Below are 21,693 nucleotides of genomic sequence, written 5' to 3'. Positions count from 1 at the left end.
CGATCAGACTTCGTCGCGCATCAGTTGATCGACGGCATCCACCACATCCTGCACGGTACGCACCGCGCGGAAGGTTTCCGGTTTGATCTTACGGCCAGTACGCTTTTGCAGATGCACCACCATATCGACCGCATCGATGCTATCCAGCTCGAGGTCTTCATACAGGCGGGCGTCCGGACGAATATCATCCGGCTCAATTTCAAACAGCGAGGTGAGCAGCGAAGCCACTTCCTGGTAAATTTCGTTTTTGTTCATCATGTTGACTGCTCTCAGGCTTGCTGTTGTTCAACAAACGCGGCCAGTGTAGCCACGGAAAAAAAGTGCGCGCGCAGCGTTTCACTCTCGGCGGAGAGCTGTACGCCGAAGCGATTTTTCACCGCCAGTCCCAGCTCCAGCGCATCGATTGAATCGAGGCCCAGCCCCTCGCCAAACAGCGGTGCGTCGGTTTCGATGTCGTCAGGGCTGATATCTTCCAGATTCAGCGTGTCGATAATCATCTGTTTGATGTCGTTAATCAGTACTTGCATAACTTAGTTGGTCTCTTCAGGCACCAGCGCCTGTTGCAGATGACGCGTCAGACGACGTGCGGCCAGCGGCTGCGAGTCCTCTTCGGCCTCACTAAAGGCGTGGCTGGCAATACGCGATTGTACGCGTACAGTAAAAATCGGTTTAACCAGCGGAATCTGATACCAGCGGCTTTGCTTATCGAGCATGCGCTCGGTGCAGCTGATGTGCACCACACGCAAATCGCAGCCCGCGCGCACCGCAATGTTGGCGGCACCGCGCTGCAGCTTCAGCGGCTCGCCATAACGTGTGCGCGTGCCTTCCGGGAAAATCAGAATGGTATCGCCGCGCGCCAGTCGCTGCTGGCTGTCTGGCAGCAGCGTATCGGCTTCGCTGTTAATCAGGTAATCGGCGGCGCGAATCACGCCACGGAAGAAAATGTTGTGCTGCAGCTCGGCTTTCACCAGGCAATCCATCTCCGGCAGCACCGAAGCGATCATCACGTAATCGATCAGTGACGGATGGTTGGCGACGATCAGGCAGCCGCGATCCTGACGCAGCTGTTCTGCGCCGATGATTTGGTAATCGTAAACCCCGATAAAGCGGCAGAAACGCAGGAAGCAGCGGAAGCTCCAGGCGATGCTGCTGCGGGCGATATGGCGACGGCGCAGGCCATCACGCTGCACCAGTAACAGCAGATTGAACCAAATCAGCGACAGTAGCAGGCCGCCCACGCTGAACAGCGTAAAGCTGACGGCGGTCATCACCAGCCGCCAGTAATAGTTGAAACCGGGACGCGCCTCGGTCAGCGAATTATCCACCATGCAGACGCTCCCAGTGCCACTGATGGCGCTCGCCGGCCACGCTAAAACGTGGCGTGTTGTGCAGCATCGCCGCCAGAAATTGCAGACTTTGCGGCAGAGGGTTGTGCAGCTCAGCGGGTTTGCCGGCCTGCGCTTCGCAACGCCATGCCTCGCCTGCGCGTAGCAGCAGCGCTACCGCGTACGGCGCATTAAAGCGATCGATTTCCGGTAGCCATGGACGGTAGTAATCCGGCACCACGCCGTCAAAATCCACCAGCAGCACCTGCGCGTAACCCGCCTGATGCAGCGCCGCCACTTCTATCAATCCTTGCTGGAAGCTATCAATACCGGCCGAAACCGAGGATGAAACCAGCGGCTGACGCGCGGCGATGGTCAAACTGCCCACCGCTGAGTTGTGAACCGACATGGCGAAATCGGTGGGCGACAGCGCTTGCTGTTCCGCCAGCGCGGTGAGAATGCGCAGATTACGCTCCAGTTCGCCGTGGCGACTGGTGAAGACGATGGCGTCCACGCTGTGCCGCGCCAATAACGCCAGCCCGCATTCAACCGCAGCACGGCTGCCGGCGCTGAGACGACGCGCGGTCATCATCGGCAAAAATTGGGGTTTCGCGATAGGTTGCGTGGCATCTAACGCCGGTGCCTGTTGCGCCCAACGTTGCCACTCTTCTGCGGTGCTGTTGCCCGGCGCGATGGCGTGCCAGTCAACAAGGGAGTAAGCGAGTTTCATACCTGTATTCTTTCTTCAGCCTCAGGGATGGTCCGGTTTTCGCTGCGCGGCATCCCTTCCTTGCTCTCTATACCCGTCATCCCATGCGGATGTCGCCGATTAACAAGGCGGGCACGTGGCCCGCCTGTTTCTATTTCGGCAGCGTTACGGCTAACTTTACAACATTATGTCAGCAATCACGCTTCGCGCTTATTTAGCGGCTTCGACCGCCAGTCGCGTCTGGATGCCCTGGCTCAGGTTCTGAATCCAGCGGTTATAGTTGCGGTGAATCTGACCGCTGCCTGCTTTCAGATTCTGGCTGCTGACATACTGGATTTGATAACTGTTCGCGGTGTAGTTCACGCGAATATCCGCGGTATGTCCGCGCTCGGCCAGGTGACCATTCATCACGCCTGGACCCGCTGGCGTCATCACCCAATGGTTAGCGGCGCCCGCCTGGACGATAGCTTGCTTCATTTGCTCATCCGAGTAGCTCTGACCCACGGTCTGGCTAACATTCTGGATCGGCGCGGTACGCGGCGCACAGCCGGTTAACAGGACCGCAGTAACTAACAACGCAAAACCGATTTTTTTATTCATCATTTCCTTTTCTTCCCCTGTCTTTGCATGCCGCTTAAGTGAGCGACCGCGCTGGTAAACTTACCAACACTGTTCCGTTCAGACTGTGTAAAGCGGGCGGATAATAACATTATTTGTAAAGACAAGTAAAAAGAAGCATGAATGACTTTAGAATCGTTTACTGCCGATTTAAAACCAGACGCAGGCCGTTTTACGGCGGAATTTCTACCGAAAAATGGCCTTGCGACATGATGTTTAACCCTGCCAGCCGCCGCCGAGCGAACGATATAGATCGATTTGCGCTAACAGCAGCGTATTTTTTACTGACACGATATTCAGCTGAGTACTGAACAGCGTGCGCTGGGCGTCCAGCTCATCCAGATAAGAGGCGTAACCATTTTGGTAACGGTTGTGGGCAATGCGATACGCTTCCGCCACGTAGCTCTCCTGTTTCTGCAACTCCGCCAGCTGCTCCTCGCTACGGCGAATGGCATCCAGCGCGTTATCCACGTCGGAGAAGGCGTTACGCACCACTTTTTCGTAACCGTACAGCGCCTGATTACGCGTCGCCATCGCCACATCCACCTGAGCAGTCAGCGCTTCGCGATTCAGTAGCGGAGCCAGAATGCTGCCGCCAATGCTCCACAGACGGAACGGATTATCCAGCAGCTGATGCAGTTCGCTGCTTTGCAAGGTGCCGCTGGCGGTGAGATTGAGCGACGGCAACAGTTTGGCCTGGGTTGACGCCAGTGACGCGTCGGCGGCCAGCAGCTGGCGCTGCGCCTGCACAATATCGGGACGACGATTCAGCAGTTGTGAAGGTAGCAACGATGGCAAGGTTTGCGGCTTGATGTGGTCGAAATGGCTGCTGCGCGCGATTTGGCGCGGATTCATGCCCACCAGCACGCTAAGCGCGTTCTCCTGCTGCTCGATCTGATGCTGCAACTGCGGGATCTGCGCTTTGGCGGTTTGATATTCCGAGGCGGCCTGCATCCATTCAAGGCGCGAGGTGTAGCCGGTTTCAAACTGGCGCTGCGCCAGGTTAAGCGAGTTTTTGCGCGTCGCCAGCGTTGCCTGGGTTACGCGCAGCTGTTCATCCAGCGCGCACAAGCTGAGGTAGCCCGATGCCACCGAACTGGCGACGGTGAGCTCAGCGGCAGAAGCGGCAGCACGCTGCGCATCCAGCGAAGCTTCTGCGGCGCGAATGCTGTTGCTGCGGCTGCCCCATAAATCCACCTCGTAGTTGGCCTGCAGCAATCCCTGAAACACCGCGTTTTCATACGGCTGACCGGTGGCCGCCGACAGCGCACGCTGATGCGTAGCCGCCACGCCCGCCGACAGCGTTGGGAAATTATCGCCCTGCGCGGCACGCAACTCGGCACGGTATTGATCCACGCGCGAACGCGCGGTGAGGACATCGCTGTTGTGCTGCAACGCCTGCGTGACGAGGCGATTAAGATTGGCATCGCCGAAGTTCTGCCACCATTGCGCCTCCGGCAGCGCATGCGGGCCCACCTGCTGACGCCAGCTCTTAGGAATCGGCAACGATGAGGGCGCTTTTTCCACTTGCGTTGCACAGCCGCTCACCATCAATGCCACACAGGTGGCTAACAATAAGCGCCTCATGGCGCATCCTTGTGCGGCTCTGCGGCGGTATCAATGCTTACTTCCACTGACATGCCCGGACGCAGTGCTTGCAGATCGTCATTCAAAATTTTGATGCGCACCGGAATGCGCTGGGCAATTTTCACAAAGTTGCCGGTGGCGTTATCCGGCGAGATAGCACTGAATTCGGAACCGGCGGCAGGCGAAATAAACTCGACGCGGCCATCGTAGTGCTTACCGTCGAGCGCATCGACGCGGATATTCACCGGTAAACCGGGACGCACGCGCGCCAATTGAGTTTCCTTGAAATTCGCGATGATCCATTTGTTTTCTGGCACCACCGAGGTCAAACGCGTGCCGGCGGTCACATAGCTGCCTTTGCGCACCGACAGCTGACCGAGCTGGCCGTTGTCTGGCGCGATGATGCGCGTATTCGCCAGGTCGATATTTGCCAACTCCAGCGCCGCCTGCGCACTGGCAACATCGCCTTGCAGTGACGCGCGATTCACCACCACGGTTTGCAGATTCTGTTGTGAAACGGCCACCTGCGCATCCGCCTGACGCAACTGCGCCTGCGCCTGGGCATTTGCCGCGCGGGCGGCGTCGCGCTCACGTACCGACAGCGAGCCATCAGCCGCCAGATTCTCAACGCGCTTGAGATCGAGGCTGCTTTTCAGCGCCTGCGCTTTGGCATTTTCCAGCGCCGCTTTATTGCTGAGAATATTGGCTTCGGCACTTTTACGTTGCTGCTGGTTGTTGTTCTGCGCGGCGATTTTCATATCCAGCTGCGCCTGCGCCTGATGCACGCGCTGACGATAGATACGATCGTCGATGGTCATCAGCAGTTGGCCTTTGGTCACTGGCTGCAAATCCACCACGTTCACTTCGGTCAGATAGCCATTCACCTGCGGGCTGATAAAGGTTACCTGGCCACGCACGTAGGCGTTTTCCGTGGACTGAACGGTGCTGGTGAACGGCCACAGCTGCCAGGCATAGAGGATCACCAGCACGCCGACGATGACAATGCCGCTGCCAGCGGCGATAGAAAGAATGCGTCGACGGTTGGTGCGCTCGCGCTCCGCCGCCTGAATGTCGTCCTGTTGGCTCATGAATTCTCCGTCGGGGTTACTGGTTGTGCCGCATTCATTTTAGTCTGACGCCAGTTGATATAGCGTAAGCGCGTCAGGCGATACAGCACCCAGATTAAGGTGATGAAAGCCAGCGCGGCGGTAAGAAGATAAGTATCGTTATAGGCCAGCACGTTGGCTTGCAGCGTCGCCACCGTTTGCAGCTGGCTGCTGCTTTGCGCGCTGAGCAGCACGCTATCCGGCAACTGGCTGCTGAACAGCGAGCTGTACTGGCTGAGGCGTTCGGTCACGTTGGGATCCAGCTGCGACAGCTGATCGCCCAGCAGGCTGGAGTGGTATTTTTCACGCCACGTCTGGAACGTGCCGAGAATGGCCGCGCCGATCAGGCCGCCTAAGTTCTGGCTCATGCCGAACAGCACCGAGAAGCTGACCAGATTTTTCGGCTGCGTCACCACGCCGCCAATCCCCAGCAGCATGGCAGGCCCGAGGAAGAAGGCGCTGCCGAAACCGAGCAGAAACTGGCTAAAGTAGAGATTGTGGGCACGCGTCAGCGGGTTGGATTGCGCATCCATCAGCGAGGCGACGATCATCACCACCAGCGACACGACAATTGGCCAGCTCAGATGCGTGGGTTTGATGGTTAATGCGCTGGCGATCATGCCGCAAATCACCCCGGCAATGATCGCTAACGCCAGACCGCGCATCTGATCGTTGAGTAAGCCAAGCTGCTGCAGGAAACCCACCGCGCCGGTGTTTTGCTCGGCCAGCAGAATACGCATCATGATCATCACAATGCCCAGCCGCACAATCGTGCCGTTGCTGAGCCAGCGGGTATTCAGCAACGGATTCTTACGGTTGTGCTCGACGATAATCGCCGCCACGATCAACACCAGCGCCAGCGCTAATGCCACACCGAGCCACGGCGTGCTGAACCACCATTCGATGCGGCCCAGCGACAGCACCGCGCACAGCAGCGCCATGCCCGGCGCCATCAACATGAAGGTGAGGAAATCCATCTTTTCAAAGGCTTTGATGCGGTCGCCGGGCGGCAGTTTCACCACCAGCACGCAGCCCAGCGAGATCATCGCCAGACCGAGTTCAAACAGGTATAAACCGCGCCACTCTTGCAGCTGCAGCAGTTCGGTGGAGAACAATCGTGCCAGCGGAATCGCCAGCTGCGATGCGGTGATGCCAATCACCAGGGCTTTAAGCCGATGCTTCGCCGGCCAGGCCTGAATCTGGTAATAGATGCCGAGCGAACTGAGCGCCGCGCCGACCATGCCATGCGCGGTGCGGACAATGATCGCCGAGCTGAGATCGTTAGCCAGCAGGTGGAAAAACGCCACGATCACATACAGCACCAGAAACGCTTCGGTGAACAGCCGCAGACCAAACTGCTGGCGGAACTTCACCAGCAGCAGGTTGATGGAGATGTTGCCCATCACATATACCGCGGGCAGCCAGGCGATCTCATTGCTGTAAGCGCCGAAGGTGCCTTGCAGATTGGTGAGGTTGGCAGAGACCAGCGCGTTACTCAGCGCGCCGGTAATCGAGATCAATAAGCCAATGATGCCAAATGCGATGCGCTTCGAAGGCGAATGCAGCGGCGTTGAGGGCGAGCCCGGCAGCATCGGCTTCTCATGCGGCAGCCATTCGCGCGGGGCATAAGGATTACGTTTTGCCACCGTTAAACGCTTCCCAGACGCGCGAGCAGCTGTTGCAGCACCTGTTCCGTTATCGCCAGCGATGCAGGATCGATATCCGCCAACAACTGTGCACGTAGCGCATCGGCCTGCGTTTTCACTTCGGCAAAGGCCACGCTGCCCTGTTCCGTCAGAATCAGCAGGCGTTTGCGACGATCTTCCGGTGGCTGCACGCGCGCCAATAGCTGCTGCTTCACCAGACGATCCACCAGCGGCACGACGCTGGCCTCTTCCAGACCAAGCAACTGCGCCAGCGCTTTTTGTGTTGGCGGCTCGGCGGCGGTGGCAACGCTGGCAATCGCCATCCAGCTGCTCATGCTCAATCCGCTCTCTTTGAGGCGACGATCAACAGCCAAACGCCATGCGTGCGCGGTGAGATGCAGCAAACGAGAAAAGGGTTGGGGATAGTCGCTCAAAACGTAGTGGCCTAATGGTTAGGTATCTAACTAAACGGGAGCGTTATTATAAGGTAAGCCGCTCGCCAATGAAAATTTTGCTTACACCTGCAAACGTAGTTGGCAGGACAAAAAATCTCCAGCTTTCCTTATCAGTTGTACAACTCACCGAAAATTTGGCGGTTTTCGCCCATTCTTGTATAGCTTTTAGAAAACATTACAAATCATAACTCGCTGTTAAATAAGGACTAGCACAAATTGCTTAAAATCAAGCTTGTACAAGTTGTGCTGGATTGTATAAGTTTACGTCCCGTGAGCCAGCTGACGGCTCCGTAACGAATGATGCACTTTGCGTCGCCTCTGAAGGTGTTGTGGATTTCCACCTTCAGAGGTGTCTTTTTGCGTGGGTTGATGAGTTGGGTGTTGCGCGCCTGTCCGCGTGCAAATTTTTTCATCATGGAGCTGAAGGCACATTGCCATCAGGCCGATCTTAAGGGCTTCACATATGCAAAACGCCGCAAACAGTAGCGCTGCCATCGCTGACTATTTCAAACTGGCCGGTAATAGCGACAGCAGTGAAATGGAAGTTTTCGGGCAGATCATCGCCGAAATCCTGCAAGCCGGTATGCCGGTTTCTAATAAAGCGATTATTGCTTCGCTGATTAACCGTCTTGAGATGGAAAGCGATGTGATTCAGCTGGATATTTATCGCCATCTGCTTGAATTAGTTGTGAATAAAACACCTGACGATCTCGCGGTCTAAAGCCGGATTCCAGGGATGGAATCACCCTCACCTGCCCCAACGCGCTAGCGTCTCACCTTATTGCCCGGTAACATCCCTTCTCGGAAAATCCTAACTGGTTACTGCCGTACCGCGACGGTATGCGCACAATAATAAAAGAGCCTGCACAATCTATGAGTCAACCAACTGAGCGCACCACTGCGGTGGAGAGCGATATCACTGTGGGGCGCGTTTTACGTTCGCCTGCCCTGCTAACCCGCGAGTGTCTGGCCGGCATTATTACCGCGCTGGCGCTGATCCCGGAAGTTATCTCCTTCTCCGTGATTGCCGGTGTCGATCCTAAAGTCAGCCTTGTTGCCTCGGTGGTGCTGTGCCTGACGCTGTCGATTCTGGGCGGTCGTCCGGCAATGGTCACTGCAGCGGCCGGTTCGGTGGCGCTGGTGATCGGCCCGATGGTGCATGCGCACGGCGTTGAATACATTCTGCCGGCGGTGGTTATAGGCGGCATTATCCAGATTATCTTTGGGCTCGCTGGGTTGTCGCGCATGATGCGCTATATCCCGCGTTCGGTGATGATCGGCTTCGTTAACGCCCTCGGCATCCTGATCTTCTTTGCGCAGGTCCCGCACGTTTGGAGACAATCCGCGTTGGTGTGGGTGCTATTCGCCGTTACGCTGGCCATCGTGCTGCTGCTACCGAAAGTGTTTAAAAGCGTCCCTTCACCGCTGGTGGCGATTGTGGTAGTGACGGCGGTCGCGTTGGTGCTTGGCTATCGCGTACCGAACGTGGGCGATGAAGGGCCAATGACCGCCGGTCTGCCAGGCTTCACGACGCTGCTGGTGCCGATCAATCTGCACACGCTGCAAATCATCTGGCCCACCGCCTTGAGCATCGCCTTTGTGGGTTTGATGGAGTCGCTGCTGACCGCCAAACTGGTGGATGACATTACCGATACGCCTTCCGCTAAACGCCGCGAATCCTGGGCGCTGGGCGTCGGCAATATTCTTGCGGGCTTCTATGGCGGCATCGCCGGTTGCGCGATGATTGGCCAAACCATCGTTAACGTCGAGCTGGGCAAAGCACGTACGCGTGTTTCTACGGTCGCGGCGGGTATCGTGCTGCTGTTATTAGTGACCGGACTGAGCCAGATTATGGCACAGATCCCGATGGTAGTACTGGCGGGCATTATGATGGTGGTAGCGGTGAAAACCGTGAACTGGCACAGCCTGCAGCCGGCTACGCTGAAACGCATGCCGTGGTCGGAAACCTTTGTGATGGTGCTGACGGTTGCTGTCACCGTGTGGACCGGCAACCTGGCGATTGGCGTGCTGGTTGGTGTGATTCTGGCGATGATGCTGTTCGCACGCCGCATCGCTCACGTCATTCACGCTGAACGCCAGCTGAGCGAGGATGGCCAACAGGTCAATTACACCGTGCGCGGCCCGCTGTTCTTTGGTAGCAGCAATGATTTGTTTGAACACTTCAATTACGGCCACGATCCAAAAACTGTCACCATCGATTTGACGCATGCGCAGATTTGGGACGCTTCCAGCGTGGCGGCCCTTGATGCTATCGAATATCGCTATCAGCGCCATGGAGCGAACGTCACCTTTATCGGGCTGGATAACCGCAGCAGCGATTTCCGCGAGCGGCTGAGTGGCAATCTGGGATAGAAATATTAGGATTGAGACGAAAAACGCCGGAAATCCGGCGTTTTTTATGGGTACTGCCGCGCTTCGCTTGCGAAATTTGCTGTCACTGACTTTGCTTAGCTCATGGTCAATCCTTTGATCTCTTTGGGATTGGTTACTCAATCGCTTAATTATAAGGAGCAGCAGATGAACGTTTTAGCAAAAGCAGCATTGGTGACGTTAACCTTGGTATCGCTGGCGGGTTGTATGCATAAGAGTGATGCGGTCGGCAACGATGGGCGCCCACATGCGCCAAGTAACCAACCGGTGCCGGGTGCCAGCGAAGGTGCAGGTCCGGTGGGACAACCGCAATCGTAATGACTTGCCCGGCTTAGCCGGGTTTTTTATTGGCGATGAGGTAAGGACAAAAACAAAAAAACCGCCCTTGGGCGGTTACGACATTACTGCTTATTGCTTTATTTTATTCGTTTTATCGACTGCAAATATGGTGCCCGGGGCGGGACTTGAACCCGCACAGCCATAAGCCGAGGGATTTTAAATCCCTTGTGTCTACCGATTTCACCACCCGGGCAGGGTGTAAATTGGAGGCGCGTCCCGGAGTCGAACCGAGGTAGACGGATTTGCAATCCGTTGCATGGCCACTCTGCCAACGCGCCTTTAATCTGATATGTAATCCGTTGAATACGAACCACTAAATTTGGAGCGGGAAACGAGACTCGAACTCGCGACCCCGACCTTGGCAAGGTCGTGCTCTACCAACTGAGCTATTCCCGCACAACCATCGTATTTGAGTTTGCCACTGCGTTGGCTGCCTTCACTCACCCAGGTCACTTACCAATGTAAGCTCCCAGGGATTCGTTCAGTTGCCGCCTTGTTGCCAACTCAACTACTCGGTTCTGGTATTTCTTCATCGAACTTGCTGATTTTGTTCAGCTTCTTGCAGGCTCGCTGCCGTTCGATGCGATGCATTCTACTTATCTGACGCAGTGAGTCAACAGAATTATCCACACACTGCGTCCGTTTGCTGCTTTTTAAATCGCATCGATCAGCTATCGAGCAAATCGCCGCGCGCTGCGCTTAAATACTGGAACATTGACCAGAACGTCAGCACGGCTGCGATGTACAGTGCGACCACACCCACGCCAACCACCGTGGCTTCTGGACGCCACAGCAGGGCAAACAGCGAGAACATCTGCGCGGTGGTTTTCACCTTGCCGATCCACGACACCGCCACGCTGCTGCGTTTGCCGATCTCCGCCATCCACTCACGCAGCGCAGAGATAATGATTTCACGCGCGATCATCGTTGCCGCAGGCAGCGTAATCCACCACGCGTGGAAATGCTCCGCCACCAGCACCAGCGCAATCGCCACCAGCACTTTATCCGCAACCGGATCGAGGAACGCGCCAAAACGCGTGGTCTGCTTCCAGCGACGCGCTAAAAAACCATCAAACCAGTCAGTAACCGCAGCAATCACAAAGATCAGTGCAGTAGCAAAGGGAGCCCATTGAAATGGCAGATAAAACGCCAGGACAAAAAAGGGAATAAGTACGACTCGAAACAGGGTAAGACACGTCGGAATGTTAAATTGCATATGCCAGTAACTGTCTGGTGTGAGTAGGGTTTCATGTATGTTGCTACATTGCCCCCCCTCTTTCAACGTTAGTGTTTCAGTGAGTAGTAGATTTTTTCCGCCAGCGCGGTGGAAATTCCCGGCACTTTAGCAATCTCGTCGACGCTGGCATTCATCAGCGGTTGCAGGCCACCCATATACTTGAGCAGCTGCTGGCGCCGTTTGGGCCCCACGCCTTCAATACTTTCCAACGCGCTGGTGTTCTTCACTTTGGCGCGTTTTTTCCGGTGGCCTGAAATCGCATGATTGTGAGAGTCATCACGAATATGCTGAATCACATGCAGCGCAGGCGAGTCCGGCGGTAAGGAAACGCCCTCACCTTCCGCTTCAAAGAACAGCGTTTCCAGCCCGGCTTTACGATCGCTACCCTTCGCCACGCCGAGTAAAATCGGACGATCTTTATCCCAGGGTACATTCAGCTCGGCAAAAACCTGTTTCGCCTGCGCTAACTGACCTTTACCGCCGTCGATGATGATCACGTCGGGGATTTTGTCCTCTTCCAGCGCTTTGCCGTAACGACGGCGCAGCACCTGATTCATCGCCGCGTAATCATCGCCCGGCGTGATGCCCTCAATGTTGTAGCGTCGGTAATCCGAACGCAGCGGACCATCACGGTTGAACACCACGCACGACGCAATGGTCTGCTCGCCCATGGTGTGGCTGATGTCGAAGCACTCCATGCGATGAATGGTGTCGAGCTCAAGGAACGTCGCCAGCGCCGCCAGACGCTGCTGAATGGTCGAATGCTGCGACAGCTTGGTAGTCAGTGCCGTTGCCGCATTGGTGCGCGCCAGTTTCAGGTAGCGTGCACGGTCACCACGCGGCTTACTTTGAATGTTCACTTTACGTCCCGCCAGCGCGCTCAGCGATTCCGCCAGCAGCTCACGTTCCGGTAGTGTAAAGTCCAGCAGAATTTCCGCCGGCAAAGTGCGCGCTTCACTGCCTTGCAGATAGAACTGCCCGACAAAGGTTTGTACCACTTCGGTCAGTTCGGTATCGGCAGGTACTTTCGGGAAGTAGCTGCGGCTGCCGAGCACTTTGCCCTGACGGATAAACAGCACGTGCAAGCAAGCCATGCCAGCATCAAAGGCCACGCCCATCACATCCAGGTCTTCACCCTGATTGGAGACAAATTGCCGCTCGGTTACGCGTCTTACCGCTTGAATCTGGTCGCGTAAAATCCCGGCCTCTTCAAAACGCAGTTCCTCACTGGCATTTTCCATGCGCTTGACCAGCTGATTAATCACCTGATCATCTTTCCCCGCGAGGAACAAACGCACGTAATCGGTTTGCTGCGCATACTCCTCTTCGCTAACCAAGCCGGAAACGCAGGGTCCAAGGCAGCGGCCAATTTGATACTGCAAACACGGGCGCGAGCGGTTGCGATACACGCTGTTTTCACACTGGCGAATCGGGAATACCTTCTGCAGCAGCGCGAGGGTTTCACGTACCGCATAGCCGTTCGGAAACGGGCCAAAGTATTCGCCTTTGGCGTGCTTCGCGCCACGGTGCATCGCCAGACGCGGATGACTATCGCCACTGAGGAAAATGTAAGGATAGGATTTGTCATCGCGCAGCAGCACGTTATAGCGCGGCTGGTAGAGCTTGATGTAGTTATGCTCCAGCAGCAGCGCTTCCGTTTCGGTGTGCGTCACGGTGACGTCGATGTTCTGAATGTTGCTGACCAGCACTTCAGTTTTGCGACTGCCCACCTGCGTACGGAAGTAGCTGGTCAGGCGCTTTTTAAGGTCTTTGGCTTTACCAACATAGATCACCGTACCGGCCGCATCGTACATACGGTAGACGCCGGGTTGGCTGGTCACGGTGCTGAGAAAGGCTTTGGAATCGAAAACGTCACTCACTACTGATTAATGGCTCCGCATTGAACAGGCCATGTCGAATGGCCAAATGCGTTAACTCGACGTCGCCACTGATATTCAACTTGCTGAACATGCGATAGCGGTAACTGTTAACGGTTTTCGGGCTGAGACTGAGTTGTTCGGAAATTTCCGTCACTTTCTGCCCGCGTGTGATCATCAGCATAATCTGCAATTCCCTTTCCGACAAACAGCTGAAGGGGGATTCGGCTTTTTGCGGTTCGATCTGGCTGAGTGCCATTTGCTGGGCAATATCTGAGGCGATATAGCGTTGCCCTGAATGCACCGAGCGAATCGCACTCACCACTTCCTGCGGCGCGGCGCCTTTACTGAGATAACCCGCTGCGCCCGCCTGCATTACCTTCGCCGGCAGTGGATTTTCGGTATGAATGGTGAGCATGATGATGCGGATATCCGGGTTAAAGCGCACAATTTTGCGTGTCGCTTCCAGGCCGCCAATACCGGGCATGTTCATGTCCATCAGCACTACGTCAACCGGATTGCTGCGGCACCATTTCACGGCGTCTTCACCGCACGCCGCTTCACCCGCAATAACGAGTCCTTTCATATCTTCCAGAATGCGGCGAATACCGGCGCGTACCAGTTCATGGTCATCAACAAGAAGCAGGCTGATCAACGGGACGTACTCCGCAGGTTAATTAAGGGAAATATATTTCAGAACGGTCATCTTACCGGTTTTCAGGTGGAAAAAACATCTACAGTCACAGATAAATCTCAAATGAACTGATGCAAATCAATAACATTTCTTTGATCCAGCTTTTACTGCACAGGGCAATAAGATGCAAAATGAGATAAGTTAAATTGTTATTAATATCATTAAGTTATAATTTATAGCTCGATTTTATTGTCGCATTCCGATCGCCTGGTAAATAACAGCTAAACGCTAATTCTGGTTGCTGACAAATAGCGCAATGCGCAATTAAAAAGCGGTCTGACTTTTACCGCTTCGCTTCATTAAAATTCATCTGAAAACCCTATGATATACTCTCTTTCTTACGCACAGGAAGAATGTGTCAACATTGAGTAATACCCCCAAGGAGTCAATTATGAGTGATGAAGATTTCGCAACTTCACGAGACACGCAGGCGCTGGCCGACGAAGTCGCCTGTCTGAAAATGATGGTGACGCTGATTCTGAAAGGAATGGGTCAAGCCGATGCCGGTAAGGTGATCATCAACATGGAGCGTTATGTGCAAGCTTCGTTAGGCGATAAGCCGCAGGCGGAAGTGTTTAATAATACAATTCGTCAGATCAAAACCGCTTACCGTCAATAAGCGATGTGCCCCGCGCGAAATGCGCGGGGTATTTAGCTGTGTGATTGCCAGTTTACTGAAACACCCAGCGACGGCAGCACCTCTTCCGGACTAAAGCGTCGTGTACCCCGATATTTCTCCGCCAGCGCCGGTTGATCAACCGGAATGCGAATGGCAAACAGATTGTCTTCAGATTGAATCAAGCCCGGTGAGAGCGGCTCGTAGACTACCTGATGCTGTTCGAACATCTTCTCAAGCATTGGCGTCGCCGAACTGATCAAATACTCCATGCCGCTCAGTTCTGCTAATTGCACCGAGTGCCACAAAATACTCAGCGGTAGCTCCGCGTCCACCTCAAGGCGCGCCGAGAAGCGCGACATTTCCCATACCTTTTCCTGATCGAAAGGCAGAACAAAACCTTCCGGCACCTCAGGTTCATGCCACGGCAACAGACGTGCGCAGCCGCAAATACCCTGACGAGCGTTCCAGGCAATCAACCAGGTGACATCCGAACGATCAAAACGATCGTACTCTTGCCCTGGCGTACTCAATCGCGGTGGAATCGACCACCCTTCGCCGCGCGCAAACACGCTATAGCGATACGTTCCCAGTTCTGCCAACAGTGAGGACGGCATATCCTTAAGCTGTGTTTGAATTACTTTCATCATGCGCCTCTGACATCCCCATGTATGCAATGATTTCTTTGAGCCAGCCTGGCAACGTTGCGCGCAGGGTAGACAACTGACACGGGAGAAGGAACTACTAAAATTAGTAGTTGCTTTTTCGCTATATCAGGCCAACCGCAGCGGCATAACAGGCAATCTGCGTTTTATTGGAAACATTAAAACGCTTTTGCATATTCTTTTGGTGAAAATTCACCGTATGTTCAGATATGGCTAAAATAAGTGAAATTTCCGCCGACGTTTTTCCTTCCGCCGTCCATTTCAGGATTTCTAATTCACGCTGACTAAAATCGTTAGATAAAACGACCATAGAATCGTCATTCAAACGCTCCAACACGCGCAAACTCAGTTCCGCCAGAAGATGCAGTTTCACCTCAAGCTCTATGCGCAAGTGTTGGGTCTTACTGTGAAGTCTCGATGCAATAGATAATATACCAATGGTACGATTTGGTGCCATTGCTGAGCAGGAAAAGCCGCTCATTAATCCCGCAGCGTTGGCTTCTGCCCACAAATTACCCGCACCGGTAAATAAATCGCGCGTCCATTCAACACCCCGTCCCGGCCGCTGACAGAGTAATAGCACCGGATCGACCTTATAATAGTTCTCGCTTTCGTAGCGTTTCACCCAGCCTTCCGGGTATGTACTGAACAAAAACAAGCGCGGCCGGGTAAAGGGCACCGGATGCTGAACCAAAAAAGCGAAGTAATCGAAACCCAGCTTTTCAATCTGCTGTTGCAACAGGGATTTCAATTGCGTCACTTGCGTTAGCGCCAGAAATTCATTTTCCATTTCGCCTAGCCAGACGAAATAATTATCGGTCGTCATTATTGCCTTAGCGCTGTTTCACGCTTTTACATTCTGAAATTAGTTCGTGTTAACGCAAAAAATAAATTAGCCAGACAAAAAATATTGATTGAAAAAGGAGCAAATTTGCCAGCAGCTAGCATAACTCTTCTACTGTCAATGCGTTAACGTAATGAAAATGTGTAAGTTCACGTTAATTGTTAACAGGTTCACAACTTTAATTCCTCAGCAGATTAGAATAGGATTTTTCTGAAGTAGTTTCAATCATCCAGTTGATTGAAAATGATCGTTAGATTGATAAATTTTTAGCATCGTCATTAACTAAAATTATTGATGCAAAAAGCAGATTATTTTGCTGTGAAAGGGGTTTGTACGGTGAATGAGTTTTGACTTAATGTTAATCCCACCTATTTCTGCGGTTAAGATAATACATTAAGTAATGATGTGATTTCTCTCACGCTGATTAACGGCTACGCTTAATGCTAGCGGAGTGAAAAGATGCATTGGAAGACAGTGCTGCAGTAAGGCTCAGGCGCATTGTCGCATGTAGGTGGGAAACTTAGCGGAACTGACTATGTTGAACCAGTTTGCATTACCTTTCCTTGTTCTGGGCGTCTGCACTGCCCTGATGATTTTAAAAGATCTTTTTCGCCATCCACATCCGGTGGCGGTGATGAATATCATTTGGCCATTAACCGGTTTGTATATGCCTTTTATTGGCTGGATCGTCTGGTGGTACTTAGGCCGTAAACCATCACAACAGCAAAAACTTGCGCTGTTGGTTTCACAAAAAATACGCAGTAACGCCAGCTGGCAAACTATATTTATTTCCACGTCATTATCCGCAGCGGCTTGTATATTTGGCGATATAATGACAATCCCGATAGTCACTTTACTAAAACAATTTGCCATTAATCCGACGATAGGCATGCAGGCGCTTATTTGCGTTATCGCTTCATTGTTTATGGGATTACTTTTTCAATTTCTGGCGATTCGCCAACGTGAAAAACATTCATTTGGCAGCGCATTATTATTGGCGTTAAAAACCGAAATTTTCCCCCTGCTGATTTTTCAATTAGGTATTTTTATCTTTATGGCGTTGGCCCTAAAGTTTGTGCTGAACGAGCAGGTCAACCCGCTGGTGGCGGCATTCTGGTTTATGCTGCAATTGGCCATAATGACTGGCTTTATTTTCTCCTGGCCGGCTAATCATTTCCTGATAAAACGTGGGCTTAATCCTGCGGTATAGCTAACGGCAGTAACCCGAACCGCGCATGCCAAGATGAAAATGGCTGGCATGCGCGGCGTTATAATCGGGCCCCAGCGCATTACCGAACGTCGCACAGCCGTTACGCCACAGCGCATGCAGTCCAGCCGCCGCATCCTCTGGCTGTTGCCAGTTTTTTCCTACCTGCAACCAACGCCCATTTGCCAGCTGAAATCCGGTAATATCCCAGGCATCGGCGCTGGCGTGCTCACTCAAACGCCCTTCCTGACGATGATAAATATTGCGACAGGCGTAGCTGCCAACATGGGCAATGCGTTTCAGCGGACTGTTAAAACCGGCCTGACGTAATGCGCTGTCGCTGTTAATCACAAACATGGTGCTGGCCACCGCCATCGGACAGCTGGCGAGAAAACTGCTGCTCAGCGTGACGTCACCGTAGCCGCTGATACGTAGCGGCTGCTCAATCGGGCAATTCCCTTGCATAGGCGGCACGGCACGAAACTGCACCAGCCGCTGTTCACTGGCTTGCCGCATCACCGCCAGGCAGGCAGCCGGATCGCCACTCAGCTTTTTTAGCTTGTAACGCGTCATCCAACCGGGCGGATCGGTAACGTTGAGCGGTGTAAAGGGGTTCCACTGAGGCGGCAGATGCGTTTTCAACCACGGCAAACTAAACCAGCCGCATACAGCCAGCAACGCGACGGCGAACAGAGCGCGCACAATGCCTCACTTTTCCTGATGAAATGAACTAACAAGTGTAGAAGTCATGTGCGCGGAAAGTGACGTAAATCGCTTAATTGTTGAAGATTTACGCAAAATGACTGCGCTTTAAACTCTGTAAATAATTACTGACAGAGCAAAGCACGTAAAAGGTCACAAAGGGGGAAAAACCATTACCGAAACGGGTTGGCTTTCCACTATCTTATGCCACTTGCCTGGACAAAGGCTCATAACGAATGCCCTAAATAATGTGAGCCGCAGGAAGGTGGCAAGTGTGTGAATCATTGGGAGCTTAATTTAGTCAGTTCCTTGGGTGAACACGCGTAGCCAACGCATCTGCGGCTTAAAGTATGACGGGCAAAACAGCCAATAGAGCTGACACAACATCTCGACAGGAAAGAAAAATTTATGGTTGATCAATCAAAAGAGGCGCTCGCTACGGCCGAACAGCCGGATAAACTCCAGCGTAACCTGCATAATCGTCACATTCAGTTGATTGCTATCGGTGGCGCCATCGGCACCGGGCTGTTTATGGGCTCGGGTAAAACCATCAGCCTCGCGGGCCCGTCGATCATTTTCGTCTACATGATCATTGGCTTTATGCTGTTCTTCGTCATGCGCGCCATGGGCGAACTGCTGTTGTCCAACCTCGAATACAAATCCTTTAGCGATTTCGCTGCCGATTTACTCGGTCCGTGGGCGGGCTATTTTACCGGCTGGACGTACTGGTTCTGTTGGGTGGTGACCGGCATTGCCGACGTGGTGGCCATCAGCGCCTATTTCCAGCTGTGGTTCCCGGACTTCTCCATCTGGATGAGCGCCCTGCTGTGCGTCTTTGTCTTCCTGGCATTGAATATCGCTACGGTGAAGCTGTTTGGTGAGATGGAGTTTTGGTTCGCGATTATCAAAATCGTCGCCATTGTGGCGCTGATCATCACCGGCATTGTGCTGGTGAGCATGCATTATCCGTCGCCGAACGGTGGCACCGCGTCCCTGAGCAACATCTGGGATCACGGCGGCATGTTCCCGAAAGGCTTGAGCGGCTTCTTTGCCGGCTTCCAGATTGCGGTTTTCGCCTTTGTCGGCATTGAGCTGGTCGGCACCGCGGCAGCAGAAACCAAAGATCCGCACAAAGTTTTGCCGCGTGCAATTAACGCCATTCCGCTGCGCATTATTATGTTTTACGTGCTGGCGCTGATGGTGATCATGGCGGTGACGCCTTGGAATCAGGTGCTGGCGAATCGCAGCCCGTTCGTTGAGATGTTTGTGCTGATCGGCTTGCCTGCCGCCGCCAGCATCGTCAACTTCGTGGTGCTGACCTCCGCCGCCTCGTCCGCCAATAGCGGTATCTTCTCCACCAGCCGCATGTTGTTCGGCCTGGCGGAACAAGGCGTGGCGCATAAAGCGTTTGGTCGCCTCTCGGCGCGTGCGGTGCCAACCACTGGCCTGTTCTTCTCCTGCCTGTGTCTGCTGGCGGGTGTGGCGCTGATCTACCTGATTCCGGATGTGATGACGGTGTTCACCATGGTCACTACGGTGTCGGCGATTCTATTTATGTTCGTCTGGACCATCATCCTGTGCAGCTATCTGGCGTATCGTAAGCAGCATCCACAGCGTCATGCTGAATCGAAGTTCAAAATGCCGCTGGGCAAGTTTATGTGCTGGGTATGCATGGCGTTCTTCGCCTTTGTGCTGGTGCTGCTGACGCTGCAGGAAGATACCCGTCAGGCGCTGATGGTCACGCCGCTGTGGTTTGTGATGCTGACCATGGGCTGGTTGTTACGTCGTCGTAAAGCCTGATTTATCACGGCTACGTTAAGGCTGCCTTTTGAAAGAAAGTGCAGCCTTTTTCTTTTTTGACAGAAAGCGCACCTCATCAGCAAACGCGCTTCACCACGAAGTCACAATCTCTCCCGCAGCTTACGCCACGCCTCACCCAATGCAGGACGCACCGAAGGTTCACGCTGCGGTGCTAGCTCCGGCGACTGCGGCGATCCCAGATCAAAGGTAAAGGTGTAACTCGGCTCTTCCCCCATCCTTAAATCGCTGATCAACGTGCGATCGCCCTGCTGCTTCATTGCGTAAAACCCATGACTAAACCACGCTACACGCTCGGCGTGCCATTGCCCTTTGAACGGCGCAAACAGCGCGGGTTGACGATCGTGCCAGCTTATCTGCAGCGAACGCCCCGGTGACAACAGCGACCAATAGGCTTCGCCGTAACGCTCTGGCGTTATGATCACCGTGCGCCATACCAGCGTATTAAACGCGGTCGGCGTCACCAGTAGTTGCTCCGGCTGCACTGATTGCTGCGCCAGCGCTTGCTCAATGTGTTGCGTCGCCATGCTCTGTGCCACCATGCTCCAGCCGAGATAAAGCGTACTTACCAATAATCCCGCCTGATTCCAGCGCAAGCCCACAGCATCGCGTCGCCACAGGGCGACGAGCAGCGCAATCAGCAACGGCAAGGTATACAACGGATCGATGATATACATGCTGCCAATGGCATAAGGGAAATCGGTGAGCGGCAGGCCCAGCTGCGTACCGTAAACGGTGGTGAGATCCAGCAGCGGATGCGTCACCAGCGACAGCCACATCGCCAGCGTCCAGCCGCGCCAGTGCGCGCGACTGCGGGTCGCACCGGCCACCAACCAGCCGAGCAGCGGTGCAATTAAGGTGAGGATTATCAGCGCATGACCTTCGGTGCGATGCAGCGTCATATTGCGGATGGCATCGCCGTGATCGATAAACACGTCGAGATCCGGCAAGGTACCCGCCACCGCGCCCACCAGCGCCGCTTGCCACAGCGGAACGCGTTTGCCCATCACCGCAACGGTGACCGCCGCGCCTAACGTCAATTGTGATAACGAATCCATGCACTCTCCTTGAAAAAGCGGGATCAGCGCACGCGGATCCCTTCAATTATCATGCGCTGCACGTTTTCCAGCGTCTGTTCAAAGAACGCCGCATCGTTCAACGTCTGGCCGGTAATCGCTTCCACCTGCGAGGCGAAATCCGCATAGTGCTGCGTGGTGGCCCACAGCAGGAAAAACAGGTGCTGCGGCTGCACGCCCGCCAACCGACCTTCGGCGATCCACTGTTCGATAATCGCCGCCTTCTCATCCACCAACGCTTTTAAATCACCGGCCAGTTCACCTTTCAGCAGCGGCGCGCCCTGCAACATCTCAAGGCAGAACAATCGCGAGGCCTGCGGATGATCGCGCGAGACTTCCAGTTTAAGGCGAATGTATTTACGTATCGCGGTCAGCGGATCGTGATCGTGCTGCAGCGCCCGCAGCGGCGCCAGCCACACATCAAGAATCTCTTTTAAAACCGCCACATACAGCACTTCTTTCGACGGATAGTAATACAGCAGATTGGTTTTGGAGACATCGGCGCGCTCCGCCACTTTATCCAGGCTGGTGCCGTGAATGCCGTATTGCGAGAAGAAGGCTAACGCCGCTTCCAGAATGGCGGCCCGCTTTGCGGCGACCGCACGCGAACGGCGTCCCGGTTTTTTTTCATCGCTTTTCACACTGTTACCTCTTCCGTCCTGCGTCAACGCATCATAACAAAGGCCTTCTTTCCTGCCTAATCGCCCGCCTGCACCTTTTTTGACCACGCGGCGCATGAAAAACGTGCAGAACGTTTTGACCAAACGGTCTGAAATGGACC

General features: G+C 54.1%; 23 protein-coding genes and 3 tRNA genes. 6 read left to right on the top strand and 20 right to left on the bottom strand.

Annotation, left to right across the window (positions count from 1 at the left end):
- Nucleotides 1-3 precede the first annotated feature (3 nt).
- The 9 genes from K5Y33_RS03150 to K5Y33_RS03110 all read right to left on the bottom strand — a co-directional run bounded on the left by K5Y33_RS03150 (nucleotide 4) and on the right by K5Y33_RS03110 (nucleotide 7,425).
- On the bottom strand, nucleotides 4-258 hold the full coding sequence (locus K5Y33_RS03150; protein ID WP_222233237.1) for an acyl carrier protein: 255 nt from the start codon (nucleotides 256-258) through the stop codon (nucleotides 4-6).
- Nucleotides 259-269: 11 nt separating this feature from the next.
- Nucleotides 270-527, bottom strand: a complete 258-nt coding sequence (locus tag K5Y33_RS03145; RefSeq protein WP_007887282.1) for a phosphopantetheine-binding protein — start codon at nucleotides 525-527, stop codon at nucleotides 270-272.
- Between the two features lie 3 nt (nucleotides 528-530).
- Nucleotides 531-1,328: a 1-acyl-sn-glycerol-3-phosphate acyltransferase gene (locus K5Y33_RS03140; protein WP_222233236.1), complete on the bottom strand. Its 798-nt coding sequence runs from the start codon at nucleotides 1,326-1,328 to the stop codon at nucleotides 531-533.
- Complete coding sequence (locus tag K5Y33_RS03135; RefSeq protein WP_137385538.1) at nucleotides 1,318-2,055, bottom strand: beta-ketoacyl synthase chain length factor; 738 nt, start codon at nucleotides 2,053-2,055, stop codon at nucleotides 1,318-1,320. The genes K5Y33_RS03140 and K5Y33_RS03135 overlap by 11 nt, the downstream gene beginning before the upstream one ends.
- Before the next feature lie 189 nt (nucleotides 2,056-2,244).
- A complete protein-coding gene (locus tag K5Y33_RS03130; RefSeq protein WP_167391170.1) occupies nucleotides 2,245-2,634 on the bottom strand; it encodes a hypothetical protein in 390 nt (129 codons plus the stop codon).
- Nucleotides 2,635-2,868: 234 nt separating this feature from the next.
- Nucleotides 2,869-4,239 carry an efflux transporter outer membrane subunit gene (locus K5Y33_RS03125; RefSeq protein WP_222233235.1) on the bottom strand — a complete coding sequence of 457 codons (1,371 nt, stop codon included), beginning with the start codon at nucleotides 4,237-4,239 and terminating at the stop codon, nucleotides 2,869-2,871.
- Complete coding sequence (locus K5Y33_RS03120) at nucleotides 4,236-5,327, bottom strand: HlyD family secretion protein (RefSeq protein WP_222233234.1); 1,092 nt, start codon at nucleotides 5,325-5,327, stop codon at nucleotides 4,236-4,238. The genes K5Y33_RS03125 and K5Y33_RS03120 overlap by 4 nt, the downstream gene beginning before the upstream one ends.
- Nucleotides 5,324-6,991, bottom strand: a complete 1,668-nt coding sequence (locus K5Y33_RS03115) for an MFS transporter (RefSeq protein ID WP_222233233.1) — start codon at nucleotides 6,989-6,991, stop codon at nucleotides 5,324-5,326. Before K5Y33_RS03115 ends, K5Y33_RS03120 begins: the two co-directional genes overlap by 4 nt.
- 2 nt (nucleotides 6,992-6,993) lie before the next feature.
- Nucleotides 6,994-7,425, bottom strand: a complete 432-nt coding sequence (locus K5Y33_RS03110) for a MarR family winged helix-turn-helix transcriptional regulator (protein WP_101760893.1) — start codon at nucleotides 7,423-7,425, stop codon at nucleotides 6,994-6,996.
- Between the two features lie 484 nt (nucleotides 7,426-7,909).
- Here K5Y33_RS03110 and K5Y33_RS03105 point away from each other — a divergent pair, with 484 nt between their 5' ends.
- From K5Y33_RS03105 to K5Y33_RS03095, 3 genes are all read left to right on the top strand, one after another.
- Complete coding sequence (locus K5Y33_RS03105) at nucleotides 7,910-8,167, top strand: biofilm/acid-resistance regulator YmgB/AriR (RefSeq protein WP_008102310.1); 258 nt, start codon at nucleotides 7,910-7,912, stop codon at nucleotides 8,165-8,167.
- A 152-nt stretch (nucleotides 8,168-8,319) separates the two neighbouring features.
- Nucleotides 8,320-9,819 carry a SulP family inorganic anion transporter gene (locus K5Y33_RS03100; protein ID WP_222233232.1) on the top strand — a complete coding sequence of 500 codons (1,500 nt, stop codon included), beginning with the start codon at nucleotides 8,320-8,322 and terminating at the stop codon, nucleotides 9,817-9,819.
- A 165-nt stretch (nucleotides 9,820-9,984) separates the two neighbouring features.
- Entirely contained in the window at nucleotides 9,985-10,155 is a 171-nt protein-coding gene (locus tag K5Y33_RS03095; protein WP_167391169.1) for a hypothetical protein, read from the top strand.
- Between the two features lie 128 nt (nucleotides 10,156-10,283).
- On the opposite strand, the gene K5Y33_RS03090 is transcribed toward K5Y33_RS03095, so the two are convergent.
- The 6 genes from K5Y33_RS03090 to uvrY all read right to left on the bottom strand — a co-directional run bounded on the left by K5Y33_RS03090 (nucleotide 10,284) and on the right by uvrY (nucleotide 13,945).
- Nucleotides 10,284-10,369, bottom strand: a tRNA-Leu gene (locus K5Y33_RS03090).
- Nucleotides 10,370-10,380: 11 nt separating this feature from the next.
- Nucleotides 10,381-10,454: transfer RNA gene (locus K5Y33_RS03085), tRNA-Cys, on the bottom strand.
- A gap of 42 nt (nucleotides 10,455-10,496) precedes the next feature.
- Nucleotides 10,497-10,572: transfer RNA gene (locus tag K5Y33_RS03080), tRNA-Gly, on the bottom strand.
- Nucleotides 10,573-10,843: 271 nt separating this feature from the next.
- On the bottom strand, nucleotides 10,844-11,392 hold the full coding sequence (gene pgsA / locus K5Y33_RS03075) for a CDP-diacylglycerol--glycerol-3-phosphate 3-phosphatidyltransferase (protein ID WP_008102316.1): 549 nt from the start codon (nucleotides 11,390-11,392) through the stop codon (nucleotides 10,844-10,846).
- A gap of 68 nt (nucleotides 11,393-11,460) precedes the next feature.
- Nucleotides 11,461-13,293, bottom strand: coding sequence for an excinuclease ABC subunit UvrC (uvrC, locus tag K5Y33_RS03070; RefSeq protein ID WP_110865886.1), 1,833 nt, complete (start codon nucleotides 13,291-13,293; stop codon nucleotides 11,461-11,463).
- Nucleotides 13,286-13,945, bottom strand: a complete 660-nt coding sequence (gene uvrY, locus K5Y33_RS03065; RefSeq protein ID WP_008102320.1) for a UvrY/SirA/GacA family response regulator transcription factor — start codon at nucleotides 13,943-13,945, stop codon at nucleotides 13,286-13,288. Before uvrY ends, uvrC begins: the two co-directional genes overlap by 8 nt.
- 430 nt (nucleotides 13,946-14,375) lie before the next feature.
- Between uvrY and K5Y33_RS03060 the strand changes: the two genes are divergently transcribed.
- Nucleotides 14,376-14,603, top strand: coding sequence for a DUF2594 family protein (locus K5Y33_RS03060; RefSeq protein ID WP_007887303.1), 228 nt, complete (start codon nucleotides 14,376-14,378; stop codon nucleotides 14,601-14,603).
- Between the two features lie 32 nt (nucleotides 14,604-14,635).
- Here K5Y33_RS03060 and K5Y33_RS03055 read toward each other — a convergent pair whose 3' ends face one another.
- Complete coding sequence (locus tag K5Y33_RS03055) at nucleotides 14,636-15,247, bottom strand: acyl-homoserine-lactone synthase (RefSeq protein ID WP_008102322.1); 612 nt, start codon at nucleotides 15,245-15,247, stop codon at nucleotides 14,636-14,638.
- 121 nt (nucleotides 15,248-15,368) lie between these two features.
- Entirely contained in the window at nucleotides 15,369-16,091 is a 723-nt protein-coding gene (gene sdiA / locus K5Y33_RS03050; protein ID WP_222233231.1) for a transcriptional regulator SdiA, read from the bottom strand.
- Between the two features lie 553 nt (nucleotides 16,092-16,644).
- Here sdiA and K5Y33_RS03045 point away from each other — a divergent pair.
- Nucleotides 16,645-17,319 (top strand): DUF4396 domain-containing protein, encoded by a 675-nt coding sequence (locus K5Y33_RS03045; protein ID WP_222233230.1) that lies wholly within the window; start codon nucleotides 16,645-16,647, stop codon nucleotides 17,317-17,319.
- On the opposite strand, the gene K5Y33_RS03040 is transcribed toward K5Y33_RS03045, so the two are convergent.
- The gene (locus K5Y33_RS03040; RefSeq protein WP_101760900.1) at nucleotides 17,320-18,018 is read right to left on the bottom strand and encodes an extensin family protein; all 699 of its coding nucleotides are present in this window, start codon (nucleotides 18,016-18,018) and stop codon (nucleotides 17,320-17,322) included.
- A gap of 408 nt (nucleotides 18,019-18,426) precedes the next feature.
- Here K5Y33_RS03040 and cycA point away from each other — a divergent pair, with 408 nt between their 5' ends.
- Nucleotides 18,427-19,818: a D-serine/D-alanine/glycine transporter gene (gene cycA, locus K5Y33_RS03035; protein WP_101760901.1), complete on the top strand. Its 1,392-nt coding sequence runs from the start codon at nucleotides 18,427-18,429 to the stop codon at nucleotides 19,816-19,818.
- A 101-nt stretch (nucleotides 19,819-19,919) separates the two neighbouring features.
- Here cycA and K5Y33_RS03030 read toward each other — a convergent pair whose 3' ends face one another.
- On the bottom strand, nucleotides 19,920-20,894 hold the full coding sequence (locus K5Y33_RS03030; RefSeq protein WP_222233229.1) for a metal-dependent hydrolase: 975 nt from the start codon (nucleotides 20,892-20,894) through the stop codon (nucleotides 19,920-19,922).
- 23 nt (nucleotides 20,895-20,917) lie between these two features.
- A complete protein-coding gene (gene rutR, locus K5Y33_RS03025) occupies nucleotides 20,918-21,553 on the bottom strand; it encodes an HTH-type transcriptional regulator RutR (protein WP_222233228.1) in 636 nt (211 codons plus the stop codon).
- Nucleotides 21,554-21,693: the final 140 nt, after the last annotated feature.

Source organism: Pantoea sp. DY-17 (assembly GCF_019795975.1).
GTDB classification, from domain to species: domain Bacteria; phylum Pseudomonadota; class Gammaproteobacteria; order Enterobacterales; family Enterobacteriaceae; genus Pantoea; species Pantoea leporis.
Note: the sequence above shows the minus strand (reverse complement) of the source record. Positions and strands in the feature narration are given on the sequence as shown.